This window comes from Muribaculum sp. (assembly GCF_029051885.1).
Classification (GTDB): domain Bacteria; phylum Bacteroidota; class Bacteroidia; order Bacteroidales; family Muribaculaceae; genus Muribaculum.
On record NZ_JAIDKI010000197.1, the window covers coordinates 1 to 17027 of the forward strand.

Consider the following 17027-nt stretch of genomic DNA (forward strand, 5'->3'; position numbering starts at 1 on the left):
TCCTTCGTCACATGTCGAAAATCGTCTCAAGCTATACGACCCTGGCGGCAACATTTATTATTAAACAAGCTCTAAGATGACTACTGTCGGAAAGAGGACAGAATACCGTCGAAAAATATGAGATATACCCCGTTTTCGTATGTCCATCGCTCGCCATAGGCGCTCGTGCCCTGATATCTGTCGATATGCGAGGGTGAGCCAAGGGCGAGGCGGCATTCGTCGCGTGTCATATCGATGGCCACACGTCCATGGACTATGCGGTCCCAGTTGGCATCGGTAATCATCGGATATCTGTCACGCGGATTGGAGAAATTGAACAGCGCGGCAAAATTACGTGCCGAATGCAACTCAGCGCCCACCGACATGAACACCGAGGCCGTATCGGGGCAATCATTCCGAGCGGAGACGGCTTTTCCACCATCGCCCAATGTACGGAATGTAACCTTCACGGGGTAGACCAGATTGCCGGGTTCGATAGCGGTAATCCTGACCGGGATATATTTAAGTCCGGTCATCGCATTTCCGAGAGAGTCGTACCAGAGAGATGTGCGCACATACAGTTCGCGTCCGAGAAGACGGGTACGCACTGAGTCGACCATGCTCATCTCGATAGTGAACGGCACCGAAATCGACCGCCTTGACTCAAGCTCGCTCTTGTCGGCGTTGATACGGTAGACGGCCTCACCGCCCGACGACGAGGCGAACACAAGCTCGGTATCGTCGCCGCCGGTAAGAGAAGTGACCGGTCGGGAGCTGAGATAGCGCAACACCGAACCCTGAGCCGGGGAGTCATTGCCCGGCTCAAGAGCCAGTGATATCTTGGAATCAGTGACGTAGAACTCCTTTCCCGGCTGCCATTGCGACAGAGGCTGCGGTGTGACATCGGAAAGCCAGCGGTCTTCTTCAGTGACAACGACATTGCGGCGCGACACCTCCTTTTCTGTAATGCGCGGTGTGCTCTCTATGCCTGTGAAGCATGATGTAGCCGCCGCCGCAATGACAGCTGCCACAATAGCCCTGAGCGGAGAAAACATACTCACAGTCATTTGGCAGCGGGGACTTTGCCGATGTTATTGAAGATGAACGAGTAGATGTCGGCATACTCGTCGATAACCTTGCTTACGGGCTTGCCGGCACCGTGTCCGGCCTTGCTGTCGATGCGTATCAGCTTCGGCGCCTTTCCGGTATCGGCAGCCTGGAGTGCGGCGGCATACTTGAAGGAATGAGCCGGCACGACACGGTCGTCGTGGTCGGCTGTAGTGACCATTATGGCAGGATATGGAGTGCCGTTGCCGCTGATGTTATGCAGAGGCGAGTATCCGAGAAGGTATGCGGCCATCTCGGGCGAGTCGGCCGAGGTTCCATAGTCGGGCGCCCAGTTCCATCCGATGGTGAACAGATGGTAGCGCATCATGTCCATCACACCTACGCGGGGAATTGCAACCTTGAAAAGGTCGGGTCGCATGTTGACGGTGGCGCCGACAAGCAGACCTCCGTTTGAACCGCCCTCGATGGCAATGAGGTCGGGATTGGTCCAGCCTTTACCAATCATGTACTCGGCGGCGGCAATGAAGTCGTTGAACACATTGAGCTTGTTGAGCTTAGTGCCGGCGAGATGCCACTCCTCGCCATACTCGCCTCCACCGCGGAGGTTGGTCTGGGCATATATGCCGCCATTTTCAAGCCAAAGGATACGCTGGGCAGAGAATGAAGGGTTGAGCGATATGTTGAAGCCCCCGTAGCCATAGAGATATACGGGGTTGGAGCCGTCGCGCTTGAGGCCCTTCTTATAAGTAAGGAACATGGGTATATTGGTGCCGTCGGCCGACGGATAGAATACCTGCTCGGTGACATAATCATCGGGGTTGAATCCCTTTATATCGGAGCCGCGATACAGGGCCGACTCGTTTTTCTCCACATCGTAGCGATAGAGCGCCGAGGGATATGCAAACGATGTAAAAGCATAGAACACCTCGGGGTGCTTGCGGCTTGATGAAAATCCGACAGAACCGATAGAGGGGAGCTGAATCTCGCGAACCTGCTTGCCGTCGAGGGTGTAGACATAGGCATGATTGCTTGCATCGGTATTGTATGTAAGAATCATACGGTCGGGCCCGGTGAAGTCGACGCCGGTAAGCACTCCCTTCTGCTCGGGTATCAGCTCTTTCCACCGGTCCATGGCAGGATTGTCGAGAGTGGCTGTCATAAGGCGGTAGCGCGGGGCACCATAGTTGGTATATATGTAGATTGTGCCGTCAATCACGTCGAGCACAGCCACTTCATAATCCTGGGTGGGGCTCATCACCTTCCACTGCGCATTGCTGTCGGCAAGGCTGCGCACCATGAGAGTATTGCCGAGACCCTGTCCGGAACCTGCCACAAATATTACCGACTCATCGTCGGGCACCGATGCCGAGAAGAATTTCAGAGGCTGGTCAGGCTCTTCGTATACGAGTATGTCGTCGGACTGCGGTGTGCCGAGACGATGGAAGTATATACGGTGGTTCTCATTGGCGTTGCTGTACTCCTTCCCTTTTTCCGGGGCAGGATAGGCGCTGTAATAGAATCCGTCGCCCTGCCAGTCGGCACCTGTAAATTTGGCCCACTCGATATGGTCGGGGAGCAGCTGCTTTGTATCGGTGTCCATCACGTAAATCTCAGTCCAGTCGGAACCGCTGCGGGAGATTGTGTAGGCCGCATGACGTCCGTCGTGGGAGAAAAACACACCAGTAAGAGCCACCGTGCCGTCGTCGCTCAGGGCATTAGGGTCAAGGAACACCTCAGGTGCCTTGTCGAGCGAACGTGTACGGTATAACACGGCCTGGTTGCGCAGTCCGTCGTTTTCATAAAAATAATACCATCCGTTTTTCTTCCAGGGGAGTCCATGCTTATGGTAATCGAAAAGTGCAGTCAGGCGCTTGTGGATATCGTCGCGGAACGGGATTTTGTCGAGATAGGCGCGTGTGACGGCGTTTTCAGCTTCCACCCAGGCGGCAGTAGCGGCCGCAGTGTCATTTTCAAGCGGACGGTAGGGGTCGGGCACATCGACTCCGAAATATGTGTCGACGGTATTGTCGCTCGGAGCCACAGGATATTTCAACGACTGGGCATTTGAAGCCATTATGCAAAAAGCTGAGGTTAATGTTGCTAAAGAAAGTGATTTCATTTATCTTTCATATAATGGCCAGTCCGGGTATACATAAATGTATGCCCGGACCGACGATATCTCTGGGAAAATTTATCTATTACAATCCGCGGCCGTGACAGTTTTTATATTTCTTGCCTGAGCCGCAAGGACACGGGTCATTGCGACCTACACGCGGACCGTTGTTGACAACAGGTGCGGTAGGCTGCTGTGCGCCCTGGCGTGCGGATGCAGCCTGACGCTGAGCGGGATCGCCCGGCTCGCTTCCACGGCCTGCACGGTAGTTGCTATAGTCATTGCGCATCTCCGGGGCAGCCTGCTTCATCTCGGGCATGGGGCGCTGAGGTGCGGGAGCCGGTGCGGCTTCCCGGTCGGGCTGCTGGGACTGAGGCTGCTGGGCCGCCCTGCGCTCAGAGCTGAGCTGCACATCGGAAACACGCTGTGCGGGCTGACGGGGCTGCTCGGGCTGACGAGGTGCGGGAGCCGGTTCCTGAGGACGCTGGGGGATGAATATCTGTCCGCGCATAAGGGCAGTGATTGCCTTTACGTTCATAGTGTTGATTGCACTCTCAAAGAGGTGGAACGACTCTACCTTGTAGATTACCAGCGGATCCTTCTGCTCGTATGATGCATTCTGCACCGACTGGCGCAGCTGGTCGAGCTCACGCAGGTGCTCTTTCCATACCTCGTCGATGGTGAGGAGGAGTATGGCTTTCTGCCACTCCTTTGCAATCGAGCGACACTCGGTGTCGTAGGCTGCCTGGACATCGGCGGGGATATTGAATACACGGCGTCCGTCGGTGATGGGCACGAGGATACGACCCTTCGCGCCATGATTTTCCACGGCATCCTTTATCACGGGCCATGTAATCTCGCAGATGCGGTCGGTACGACGCTGGAACGACTCGTTGACAGCAGCGAAAATCTTTTCAACGGCATCCTCCTTGGAGAGTTTCTTGAAATCATCCTCGGCAAAAGGAATCTCGATGGCGAAGACCTTGAAAAGCTCCATCTTGAGCTCACCGTATGCATCGGGCGAGTCGTAATTGTTGACAAGATTCTCTACGGTATCGTAAAGCATATTGTTGATATCTATGCCGATACGCTCGCCGAGGAGGGCGTGGTGGCGGCGGCCGTAGATATACTGACGCTGCTTGTTCATGACGTCGTCGTACTCAAGAAGGCGCTTACGTATGCCGAAGTTGTTTTCCTCGACACGTTTCTGTGCATTCTCGATAGCCTTGTTGACCATCGAGCTCTCAATCATCTCGCCTTCCTGTATGCCCATGCGGTCGAGCATCTTTGTAACGCGGTCGGTGGCAAACAGACGCATGAGCTGATCCTCAAACGAGAGGTAGAACACTGACGAACCCGGGTCGCCCTGACGGCCGGAACGTCCACGGAGCTGACGGTCGACACGGCGCGACTCGTGGCGCTCGGTGCCGATGATGGCGAGACCGCCCACTTCCTTGCCCTTGGCGATGTCGGTATCCTTCATGTCCTTAACAGCCTGCGGCAGCTTGATGTCGGTACCACGACCGGCCATGTTGGTGGCGATGGTAACTGCACCGGGCAGACCGGCAAGAGCCACGATATCGGCTTCCTTCTGATGGAGCTTGGCGTTGAGCACCTGGTGTTCGATACGCTGCAGCTTGAGCATCTTGGACAGAAGTTCGGAAATCTCGACAGAAGTAGTGCCGACAAGCACGGGACGTCCAATCTTATGCAGACGCACAATCTCCTCGATGACGGCGTTGTACTTCTCGCGCTTGGTCTTGTAGACACGGTCGTTCATGTCGATGCGTGCAATCGGCTTGTTGGTCGGGATTGTCACTACATCGAGCTTATATATATCCCAGAACTCACCGGCCTCAGTCTCGGCGGTACCTGTCATACCGGCGAGTTTGTGGTACATACGGAAATAGTTCTGGAGAGTGATGGTGGCGAATGTCTGTGTGGCAGCCTCTACCTTCACGCCCTCTTTTGCCTCGATAGCCTGGTGGAGACCGTCGCTGTAGCGGCGTCCCTCCATGATACGTCCGGTCTGCTCGTCGACAATCTTGATTTTATTGTCGTCGATTACGTATTCGACATCCTTTTCGAAGAGTGTGTAGGCCTTGAGGAGCTGGTTGACGGTGTGCACACGCTCGGCCTTTACGGCGTAGTTGTCCATGAGGGCATCCTTCTTCTCCTGGCGCTGAGCGGGCTCGAGCGACTGGTCGCCCTCTACCTCAGAAAGCTGAGCGGCAATGTCGGGGAGCACGAAGAACTGCGGGTCCTGCGAACGGCCTGTAAGCTCATCGATACCCTTGTCGGTAAGGTCGACAGAGCGGTTTTTCTCGTCGATTACAAAATAGAGGGGCTCGACAGCCTTGGGCATCTCGCGGCTGTTGTCCTGAAGATAATAGCCTTCGGTCTCGAGAAGAAGCGGCTTCATGCCCTCCTGAGAGAGGAACTTGATGAGCGGCGAATATTTCGGGAGACCTTTGTATGCACGGAACAGAGCGAGAGCGCCTTCCTTGCGCACCTCTTTGTCGGAGCTTGGAATCTTTTCCTTGGCTTCCTGAAGAAGCTGTCCGACGAGACGGCGCTGGGCGTTGTAGACATTCTCGACATTGTGCTTGAAGTCGTTGAACAGCTGGTCGTCGCCCTTAGGCACCGGACCTGATATGATAAGCGGAGTACGTGCGTCGTCGATAAGCACTGAGTCGACCTCGTCGACAATTGCATAATAGTGCTTGCGCTGCACGAGGTCCTGGGGCGACATGGCCATATTGTCGCGGAGGTAGTCGAAGCCAAACTCATTGTTGGTACCGAATGTGATATCGCACGCATAAGCCTTGCGGCGGGCTGCCGAGTTGGGTTCGTGCTTGTCGATGCAGTCGACGGTCTGGCCATGGAACATGTAAATCGGGCCCATCCACTCGGAGTCGCGCTTGGAGAGGTAGTCGTTGACGGTAACGACATGCACTCCGCGTCCGGTAAGAGAGCGGAGGAATACCGGCAGTGTGGCCACGAGAGTCTTACCCTCGCCGGTAGCCATCTCGGCAATCTTGCCTTGGTGGAGCACGATACCGCCAATGAGCTGCACATCGTAGTGTACCATGTCCCATTTGACTTCGTTTCCACCGGCAATCCAGTGGTTCTTGTATATCGCCTTGTCGCCCTCGATGGTGACGAAGTCGCGACCCTGTCCTGCGAACTCGCGGTCGGCGTCGGTGGCTGTGACCTCGATGGTCTCGTTGGCAGCGAATCGGGCGGCAGTCTCGCGCATTGCGGCAAACACGGTGGGGAGCACTCTGTCGAGCTCCTTCTCGTAGATGTCGAGGATATTTTTCTCGCGCTGGTCTACCTCATCCCACAGGGGCTGGCGCTGCTCGAAGGGGAGACTGTCGATACGGCCCTTTATCTCCTCGATGGCGGCTGTATCGGCCTCGACTGCCTTTGCCAGCTCGGCCTTGATGTCGGTTATCGTCTGGCGCAACTCATCGTTGGTGAGCTCCTTCATCTTTGGACCGAGCGCATTAATCTCGTTGACAATAGGCTGAATCTCCTTCAGGTCGCGCTGCGACTTATTGCCAAATATCTTATTAAGTACTGAAATGAATGACATTTATAGTGATTGTTTTATTTTTCGGTTATGAATCATATCCACACTCCTGCCGAGTGGCGGATATTGTTGGAATAAATAGATGAAGAGAGGCAGGATGAATCATTTGCGCTTCAGCGGCAGGGCCGGAAGCTCGGTAGCATTAGGCGAGCGTATGCGCAACACACGCGCTACGGTAGGCGCTATCGAGCGTGCGTCGACAGGAACCGAAATGCGGTCGGCTGCGAGGTCGGGGCTAAGGAAGAAAGCAGGGGCTGAGATAAGTCCGGTACGCACGGTGGTGCGCTCCTCCTTCTGTGTGGTAGGATTGATGCTTACAATCTCCCATCCGGGGTTGACCTCGACGATAACGTCGCCGGCATAGTCGGCCACGACATTGCGCTTAAGGGCGGCGGCATTGTTGCCGGCTTTTCCCGCTACGACATCGTCGATAGTCCAGGCGCCGCTCACGCCGCTCATGCGTATGAGGAATGAAGCAGCATCCTCGCGCACCTTGCGTATGTCGAGGTCGTGCTGCTTTATGAGTTCTTTATTAAGGAACAGATGTCCGTTGTGATAACCGCTTACCCACTCTCCGTTGCCATGCTGGGCCATCAGATAGACATTGAGGAGCGACATGGCCTTGCGGGCGGAGAACTCTCCGTTGGGTATCCCCCAGCGGTCATCGTCGCGCTTGTCGGACGGCGCTGCGGGTGTGCCGGTAAGGAAGATGAACGTGTTGCCAAGGCCTACAGTGCCGTCGATTACCTGAAAGAGGCGTGCGAGGTCGGCATCAAGGCGCAGGTAGGTATCCATCGTCTCCAGGCGGTGGTCGGAATCTTTTGCCTTGGCGAAGGGGCATACGGTATACCCGATGTTGAGCATGTCGATGGCGCCGCGTGTGCCGAGCTTCAGTCCGCGAATGTATTCGGCGGCTATATCCGTCACTTCGGTATTGGCCGGGGCCGACGTCTTGAAGTTGCGGAAACGGTCTACATCGTTGTGCTGAAAGAGATGACGGAAGGGGTAGTACTTCTTGTAGGATGGGAGGTCGGGATACTGCTCGGGCTTCATGAGGGGCCGCCATGCGAGAGTGTCGAGACGCGCGGGGAGCGGCTTGGCGAAGTTGCGGGCCTGTATCGGCTGGGGCACATCCTTGTAGTAGGTGGTGGTGGCCCATCGTCCGGTCACGTCGTTGAGCCAGAAGGCACTGTTGCCGGCATGTCCGGCAAGTATAATCGACTGAGCGGGCTGCGGAGCGATGGAGTATACACTGCCTATGCCTCCGCCGTCGATGCGCACCTCGTCGCTGAGGGTGCTTACACGTACGGCTTTCGGAGAATATGTCTCGTCGGTATAATTGCCTATCTTCTCGGGGTCGAGCACAATGGAATGCTCGCGACGCCCGGCATTGTCGTAGACATAGGTGGCGGGGATACCGTTGACCGAGGCCGATGCTCCACTATATATTATAGCGGTGGCGGCGGCAGGGTCGACGTATGTGCCGAAATCTACGTTGTCGAGCATCACTCCGTCGCGCATAAGGCGGCGGAATCCGTCGGGTCCGAAGTATCCTTTGAGCAGGTCGATATAGTCCTCGCGCAAACCATCGACTACGATTCCCACCACCAGCTTGGGACGTGGCGACGGCGCCTGGGCAGCCAGCGTGAGGCTGACCATCGAGGCCACGAGAAGGGTAGCAAGACGTATGGTTATGCTTGTATCTGTTTTTTTGCGCATGAGGCGTATATGATGTAAATGTAGCGTGCTGAGAGAATCATATCTGCCGCGACAAGTGGCCAAAAAGCCACATTGGCGGACTGGCCTGTGAGGGGCCACAGCATACATAACAAAAATAATGCCACAAAGTTAACAATTTCATATAATAATACCAACCTGGCGCATTTTTTTATGTATATGCATGCCGGAACAATAAAGCACAGCGGATTAAGCCAGATTATCAGCCAGTTGGGCGACGTGGCCTCATGGACTGATATAAACACGAGGAATGCGAGGAGGCATCCTGCCAGGCCTGCCACTGACATAAATACAGCGTCGACCCAGCGGCTGACACGGCGTCGGCGCAGGTCGACAAGGGTACATATGACCACTCCGGCGAGTATGTAGAGCGACACTGCCATCGGTGTCAGCGGCCATGGTGTAGGCCCCTGCGGGCCACCCTGGCCATGCCCGGCATATCGCACCGGCGAACCCGCCACAAGCGGGCGGCCGGCTATTCGGGCCGTAGGGAGCATATCAATTAGCAGATGCGGGGCAAATGCCTTCTCATGCTCTCTTATCGGGTAGTCTATGCCGCTGCCAAGGGCAAGGTCTATGCCAAACTGGTACCATGGATAGTCGCGGTGGTAGTGGCGCATGGCGTCGCGGAACGACCATCCGCCGGTGTAGCCCGGTGCCTGCATGGCCACAGTGTCGCCAACGGCTCCCTCAACGAGTCCGAACAGGCGCGTCGAGCAGTTGTCCTTCACATAATTATATCGGTATACCCTGTTTTCGGGCATCAGATTGCTGTTAAGAAGCTCGACAAGAGCCGATGTCTCATCCCGGGTAAGGGCAAGAGGGTATTCGACGACCTCGCGTCCGTCGCGGAGGTAACTGTTGAGGAATATGCCGAAAGGATATGCCGCCACCATGTAGTCGGTCTCACCTTTGACGAAACGGTATATGAAATTGGGCGAATCGAAATCGAAAATTCCGTAGTTGACAGCCATGTCGCGCCCGTCGGGGAGCACCACACGCATGGCTGCATGCCCCTCAAGCTCGTAGACATTGCTGCCGGGGGAACATATGACGAAACTTACCCTTACCGAATCGGGAACCGAAGGAGCGGCAAAGACACAGCACAGGGCACAAAGGCAAAAAGATAAGGCTAAAAAAATTCTCTTCATATCACACTTTATCGCATATGCGGCTACAGGGCCTGCATGTCAAGAATTTGCTGGAGTATGGCCACCGCTTCCTCGACAGTAGGCACATCGGAGATGAGCATACTGCGCTTCTCCCCCTTCTGGCGGAGCTGGGCACGGCGCGGATTGGCCTGGAGATAGCCAAGACAGCGTCCGAACATCGGCGACTGGTAGTAGGCGCGGTTGGTCTCGTCGACGAAATAGAGATACATGCGCCCCTGTTTGAGCATCACACGCTCTATGCCGAGGCTCTGGGCGAGGCGGCGCAGACGCGGGATGCGCAGCAGCTCGGCAGTCACGCGCGGAATCTTTCCGAACCGGTCTTCGAGCCGTAGCTTGAACTGCTGCAGGTCGAGCTCGCGCTCTATGCCGTCGAGCTCCTTGTAGAGCGATATGCGCTCGCTCTCCTGGGGCACGTAGTCGGGCGGGAGGAGCAGCTCGAGGTCGCTCTCTACCGTACAGTCGGCCACAAACTCGTCGGCGGCATCCTTGCCGGGGCTGTCGGCAGGGTCGGAAAGCACGTCGGCGAATTCCTGGGTCTTCAGTTCGAGCACGGCCTCGCGCAATATGCGCTGGTACGTCTCGTAGCCGAGGTCGGCGATGAAGCCCGACTGCTCGGCGCCGAGCAGATTGCCCGCGCCACGGATGTCGAGGTCCTGCATGGCTATGTGTATGCCGCTGCCGAGTTCGCTGAAGCTCTCGATAGCCTGTAGACGGCGACGCGCCACGGGGGTAAGCGGGTTGCCGGCGGGCACAAAAAGATAGCAGAACGCCTTGCGCGACGAGCGCCCTACCCTGCCGCGCAACTGATGCAGCTCGCTGAGACCGAAGTTCTGGGCATTGTTGATGATGATGGTATTGACATTGGGCATGTCGATGCCGCTCTCTATGATGGTCGTGGCGAGGAGCACATCGTAGTCGTGGTTGGCAAAGTCGATTATCGCCTTTTCAAGTTTTTCGGGCGGCATCTGGCCGTGGGCCACGATAGTGCGGGCGTCGGGCACAAGGCGATGAATCATCTTCTCCAGTTCGTAGAGTCCTTCGATACGGTGGTTGACGAAGAATACCTGGCCGCCGCGCGACATCTCGAAGTTTATGGCCTCGCTCACTGTATCGTCGCCCATCACGCTCACGCTGGTGAGTATCGGATAGCGGTTGGCGGGCGGGGTGGCAATGGCCGACAGGTCGCGCGCGCCCATCAGAGAGAACTGGAGTGTGCGCGGTATGGGCGTGGCCGACATGGTAAGCGTGTCGACGTTGACCTTCAGCTGCTTAAGGCGCTCCTTCACGGCGACGCCGAATTTCTGTTCCTCGTCGACAATGAGCAGGCCGAGGTCCTTGAACTTCACCGACTTCCCGATAAGTTTGTGTGTGCCGATGAGGATATCAATCTTGCCCTCGGCGAGGTCGGCGAGTATCTGGCGTGTCTCTTTGGCGGTACGGGCGCGCGACAGATAGTCGACACGCACGGGAAAATCCTTGAGGCGCTCGGAGAAGGTGTTGAAATGCTGATAGGCAAGCACGGTGGTGGGCACGAGCACAGCGGTCTGCTTGCCGTCGGTGGCGGCCTTGAATGCGGCACGGATGGCCACTTCGGTCTTGCCGAAGCCTACGTCGCCGCATACCAGACGGTCCATCGGACGGGGCGACTCCATATCGCGCTTTACAGCCTGTGTGGCTGTAAGCTGGTCGGGAGTGTCCTCGTAGATAAATGATGCCTCAAGCTCGTTCTGAAGGTAGGAGTCGGGCGAGAACGCAAATCCCTTCTCATCCTTGCGGGCGGCATAGAGCTTTATAAGGTCGCGGGCTATATCCTTGAGCTTGCTCTTGGTGCGCTCCTTCATCTTGCCCCACGCTCCCGAGCCGAGACGGTTGATGCGAGGCTCGGCACCCTCTTTGCCACGATATTTCGATAGCTTGTGGAGGGAGTGGATGCTTACGAGGAGTATGTCGTTGTTGAGATATACGAGCTTGATCATCTCCTGCATGCGCCCGTTGACCTCGGTGCGGATAAGACCGCCGAACTTGCCTACGCCATGGTCAACGTGGACTATGTAGTCGCCTACCTCAATCTGGCCGAGTTCCTTGAGCGAGAGTGCCACTTTGCCTGAGCGGGCACGGTCGCTGCGCAGGCTGTACTTGTGGAAACGGTCGAATATCTGGTGGTCGGTGAATACGCATATCTTTGTCTTATGGTCGACAAAGCCTTCGTGGACGGTCGATATCACCGGAGTGAATGCAATGCCGCTGTCGCCACGGTCGGCGAATATGGCACGCAGACGCTCTATCTGCTTTTCGCTGTCGGAGAGTACATATATGGTGTAGCCGTCGGCTATGAAGCGCGAGAAGGAGTCGGAGATAAGGTCGAAATTCTTATGATATATCCCCTGTGGCGTGCAGCCGAAACGTATCACCGGCGCGTCGGGTGCATCACTGTCGGGGGTGATGTCGGCGGCCGATGTAAATCTCATCTGCTTCATGGCCGCAATAGCCGATGCGAAACTATCGGGATCGACTACCTGCCTCAAGGCGTCGGCGTCGCCCTCCTCGGCAATCGCGGCGCTGGTGCTGAAAGTGTCGGCGGCTACGGCGCGCACGCGCTCGACGGTAAACCTCACGTCGCGTGCCCAGACAATCGTGTCAGGGCCTACGAAGTCGAGCAGCGACACTGACGACGAGGCTGCCTGCGGCGTGACGTCGGCCGTGACCGAGATTTCCGAAAGTGAGCGCTCCGACAGCTGTGTCTCTACGTTGAATGTACGTATCGTCTCTATCTCGTCGCCGAAAAAGTCGATACGGAAGGGCTGCTCGGAGCTGTAGCCGAATATGTCGAGGATGGAGCCACGGATGGCAAATGTGCCGGGCTCGTATACGTAGTCGACCTCTTTGAATCCGTTGTCGCGCAGCCAGCGGGCGGTGTCGGTCATGTCGGCCGACCCGTTCTTGCACAAAGTCATTGTGCTGCGCTCCACTACCCCGCGGTCGGCCACCTTCTCGGCAAGTGCCTCGGGATATGTCACAACATAGCGCAGGGCCGAATCAACGGCCCAGCGGTTGAGCACCTCGGTGCGCATAATCTGTGATGGCGGGTCGACCTGCCCGTATTTAATGGCTCGTTTGTAGCCGCTGGGCATCATCAGCACGGCCTCTTCGCCGAGCACACGGGAGAGGTCGTGGTAAATATATCCGGCATCGTCGAGCGAGTCGCCGATTACAATCATCGGGCCGCGGGGGACATCCTTTCCCGAGGTGGCCACTGCTGCCATCACCATCGGAGCCGATGAGCCGGCAAGGCCGCCGAGGCGGCACACACGCATCGAGGAGTCGTCAAGCGCACTGTCGAGGGCCTTCCTCCGCGAGGGGGTAAGAATGCGCGCACACAGTTGGTTGAGATCCATTTAGAGCTTCTTTAATAATAAATATTACCGTCAGGGCGGTCAGTCGTCGAGCAGATTTTTGCTTGTAATTAGGAAGTTGTGTGGTTTCATAACGACCGAAAAGCAGGCGTAAAGATGCCGGCAAATGACCGACGGGAGGCATTTTGTTTAATATCGTTGATATATTTTTAAAAGTCAGCTGAGTAATTATAAAATTACCGTCTGTCTCGTATATCCTGGCGGCAATTTTTATCATTAGACAAGCTCTTACTTTGTTTTCTTATCTTTGACGGGCTTTGCGGGAGCCAGTATCTCTTTATAACGCAGAGGATTGGAGAGAACGGCCGACGCCGAGTCGATGGCATTGTCGTGGCGCAGCGACTGAGCCACCTGCCCGCGCTGGTAGTAATAGCGCTTCACGAGCTCCGAGGCAAGGATATCGTCGATATCGCGGCGGTTGTTGTCGAGGTCGTGGCCAAGGTCGTGGCGGAGCAAGCCTTCGAGTATGTCAATCTGGTGGCGTGTGGAGTCGGTCATATAGCCCTCACTTTCAGCCACCTTGCGGAGATTCTGCACCATCTGCTCGCACACCTTGTCGTACTGGAACTTGGTGGGGTCGATAAATGCCTTGAACTCGTTGAAAATCGTGTCAGTAATGTCAAACTTCTCGGGAGCGGGAATGGAAGGATGAGTGGCCGCATAGCGTGTGGCGAAGTCAAACGCCCAATGGTCGCTCACAATATTATATGTAAGACGGTTGATGTCGGAATACTCGACCTTGATGTCGGGGGTAATGCCTCCGCCGTCGCGCACGATACGGCCATGGGCTGTGGCAAACTTGTTGGTAAGCGAGTCGGGCGTACGGGCCACGGAGCCGTCGGGATTGCGGCGGGAGTAGTCGATGGCCTGGATAAGGCGTCCGCTGGGCAGATAGTATTTGCCGGTAGTCACCTTGAACATACCATCATAAGGTATCGGTCGTGTGCCCTGCACCAACCCCTTGCCAAATGAGCGGCTGCCAATGATTACAGCGCGATCCATGTCCTGGAGCGCTCCGGCAGTGATTTCGGCTGCGGAGGCCGACGAGCCGTCGATAAGCACCACTATTGGCAGGTCGGTGTCGATTGGTGCCGATGTGGTCTTGTAGACCTTCTCGTTGAGCAGCCCCTTGCCGCGTGTGCGTATCACCTCGGTATTTTTCGGCACGAAATAGCTCACAATCTTTACAGCCGCCTCAAGCAGTCCGCCGGGATTGCCGCGGAGGTCGAGAATGAGCGACTTCATGGCGGGATTCTTCTTCAGCTCAAGCAGAGCATTGCGCACGTCGGCCGCCGATTTGTCGGTAAACTGAGTGAGGTAGATATAGCCGATGTTGTCGGTCGCCATGCCGTAATATGGCACAGAGGGGAGCTGTATCTTGCTGCGCACGAGGTCGAACTTCAATATCGAGTCGGGACCGTTGTAGGGACGCTTTACGGTGATTGTCAGCGGAGTGCCGGCCTCACCCTTGAGGCGGTTGCTCACCTGGTTGTTGTGCCATGTGAGCACGGTATCGGCATCAATGGCCACAATCAGGTCGCCGGCCTTCAGCCCGGCTTTCTGCGATGGGGTGCCTTCGTAAGGCTCGGATATGAACACACCCCTGCCCGGGATTTCGGTAATCACGGCGCCTATGCCGCCATACTCGCCCGAGGTCATCATGGCGAGATCATCCTGGTCGGAGGCGGGGTAATATTCGGTATACGGGTCAATGTCGTTGAGCATCGCCGCGATGGCGGTGTTGACCGACTTCTCGGCATCGATAGAGTCGACATAATTGGTCTGCAACTCTTTGAATACGGATGTGAATATGTCGATGCTGTACGAGATATCAGTCTTGGGGCTGCGTGTGTCGGCCGAAGCGGCGGTGATTACCAGTGCCACTCCCAGACACCCTGCTGCGAGCCTGTTGAAACGGTGATTGCGTGGAGATAACTTCATTCGAGGCAAAATTGAGGCGCTAAGTTACTTATTTTATTTCAGAGATTGCTTCCTCTGCTATGATAATTATAACAATCAATTCCTAATTTTGTCTAATTCCATCGAAAATATATCATTAAACGTATGCTTATTACATTGAATCCGGCAGCGAGACAACGTGATATTTTCAACGCGATATTTTCATAATTGTTAATCCGGATTTACGACAGTATGGGATTGGGTTGCGATTGCCATGATAACATCTGGAGAGCAATTGTCTCGAGATGTGGCAAAATCATAGCCATTTTATAAATACTCAGTATTTTTTAGTTTCAAAATTTATCATATTGGAGATAATAGCTTACTTTTGCATAATCTAACCTAAGTTTTCTTTAATGATTATGAAAAAAGTTCTACTCTTTCTTTTTGTGGGAAGTTCATTGACAGCGCTGTCAGCCAACGATGTATACCAGACACCCAACACGGGCACAGTGTATACCTTTGCCGACCTCGCAAAGATAGAGGATTCGGGAGTGACACAGATTGACGACAATACATTCCGACTGAGCAAGGACATCGATGTGCTTGAGAAGGACGGCCTGGTGCTGGACAACAACGCCACCCTCCGCCTTGGAGCCGACATTCTTGTGAGAATGTATGGCGGAAGTAATAATTTCGCTCCGGCCGATACGGCAACAATCATGCCCGACGGAGAGGGTATCAAACCCAAGGGGGTGCATTTCATAGACACTTATGTACCTCAGAACGTGAAGCATGTGCGCTTTGAGGGAGCGGGTCTGCGCCTTGGAGCACCGGCGGGCGTAACGGTTGAGAACTGCTCGTTTATCGAGCATAATACCCGCATCGGCAATTATGCCATCGGATTTGTAGCGTCGAGCATCAACAACGCTGTGCGCAACTGCTACTTCTACCGCACACACCTGTCGGCAATCGGTGCAGGCTCAAATCTGGCTGCCGGTGTAGTAATCGAGGATAATGTGTTTGAGGACTGCTCGACCGACAACCGCAACTATCCTGTAATCAATGAAACTCCGGCGGCCGATAACGGGGCAATCGTGATACGCCGTAATACAATCTATGGCGGCAAGCGCACTCTCCCCGGAGCGATTTCCGTGTCAAACATGCTATCCATGATAGGCGACCACCAGATTGTGATTGAAGACAACTATATGGACAACAGCCGATATGGAATCAACATTCTCGGCAACTACATGAACGTAAAAATCAAAGGCAACGATATTATAAACTGCCATTATGAGACCAATGCCATGAACGGCGGGTCGGGCATTACTGTAAATTCGACCTCTGACACAAATCCGACATCAGTATACATCGAGGGCAATACAATCGACGGTAGCCTCTGGGGAGTGACCATCATCGGAAAGACCAAGGCCAATCTCGGAAATAATGCCGACGCCACTGCATCAGACTACAATCCCGGAAGAAATGTGTTTGCAAACAACGGCAACTGCGGCAAGGCGCCTGCCGGTGCCGAGAATGCATGGGACCCGACAATACCCTACGATTTATACAACAACACGGCGCTTACCATCTATGCTCAAGGCAACACGTGGGGTGGCGCCGACCAGTCGGCCGAAGAGATTGAAAAGAGAATCTACCATAAGACCGACAACAGTGCGCTTGGTGAGGTAATATACCTCCCTGCCGGAGGCGGTGTGGCAGGTATAGCCGAAATCGAGAGTCCCGACTTCTCTATAAGCGTATCGGGCGCCGGCACATTCACTGTCAACGGTGTTGACGCATCTACTCCCGTAATGGTTTACGACCTGAGCGGTGTGCGGCTCTTCAACGGTACTGCCGCAGAGGAGATAAGCCTCAACCATCGCGGAGCTGCAGTGGTAGTGGTAGGAGGAACATCCGTGCGCATACTCCTATAATATAAGTATAACTAAGAGCTTGTTTAATAATAACTGTTGCCGCCAGGGTCGTATAGCTTGAGACGATTTTCGACATGTGACGAAGGAGTGTACTTTATGTACACGACTGAG

Annotated in this window: 8 protein-coding genes; 1 reads left to right on the forward strand and 7 read right to left on the reverse strand. The window is 55.2% G+C overall.

What is annotated here, in order from left to right:
• Positions 1-80: 80 nt before the first annotated feature.
• The 7 genes from K2I50_RS08240 to K2I50_RS08270 all read right to left on the reverse strand — a co-directional run bounded on the left by K2I50_RS08240 (position 81) and on the right by K2I50_RS08270 (position 15018).
• Positions 81-1034: a hypothetical protein gene (locus K2I50_RS08240; protein ID WP_301025857.1), complete on the reverse strand. Its 954-nt coding sequence runs from the start codon at positions 1032-1034 to the stop codon at positions 81-83.
• An 8-nt stretch (positions 1035-1042) separates the two neighbouring features.
• Positions 1043-3166: a prolyl oligopeptidase family serine peptidase gene (locus K2I50_RS08245; RefSeq protein ID WP_526022969.1), complete on the reverse strand. Its 2124-nt coding sequence runs from the start codon at positions 3164-3166 to the stop codon at positions 1043-1045.
• Between the two features lie 79 nt (positions 3167-3245).
• The gene (secA, locus tag K2I50_RS08250) at positions 3246-6758 is read right to left on the reverse strand and encodes a preprotein translocase subunit SecA (protein WP_301025859.1); all 3513 of its coding nucleotides are present in this window, start codon (positions 6756-6758) and stop codon (positions 3246-3248) included.
• Between the two features lie 99 nt (positions 6759-6857).
• Entirely contained in the window at positions 6858-8474 is a 1617-nt protein-coding gene (locus tag K2I50_RS08255) for an alkaline phosphatase family protein (RefSeq protein WP_301025860.1), read from the reverse strand.
• Positions 8447-9643 (reverse strand): Lnb N-terminal periplasmic domain-containing protein, encoded by a 1197-nt coding sequence (locus tag K2I50_RS08260; protein ID WP_301025861.1) that lies wholly within the window; start codon positions 9641-9643, stop codon positions 8447-8449. The genes K2I50_RS08255 and K2I50_RS08260 overlap by 28 nt, the downstream gene beginning before the upstream one ends.
• 23 nt (positions 9644-9666) lie before the next feature.
• Complete coding sequence (gene mfd, locus K2I50_RS08265) at positions 9667-13059, reverse strand: transcription-repair coupling factor (protein ID WP_301025862.1); 3393 nt, start codon at positions 13057-13059, stop codon at positions 9667-9669.
• Positions 13060-13305: 246 nt separating this feature from the next.
• A complete protein-coding gene (locus tag K2I50_RS08270) occupies positions 13306-15018 on the reverse strand; it encodes a S41 family peptidase (protein WP_301025863.1) in 1713 nt (570 codons plus the stop codon).
• 380 nt (positions 15019-15398) lie between these two features.
• Here K2I50_RS08270 and K2I50_RS08275 point away from each other — a divergent pair, with 380 nt between their 5' ends.
• Positions 15399-16916 carry a right-handed parallel beta-helix repeat-containing protein gene (locus K2I50_RS08275; RefSeq protein ID WP_301025864.1) on the forward strand — a complete coding sequence of 506 codons (1518 nt, stop codon included), beginning with the start codon at positions 15399-15401 and terminating at the stop codon, positions 16914-16916.
• The last annotated feature ends 111 nt before the right edge of the window (positions 16917-17027 follow it).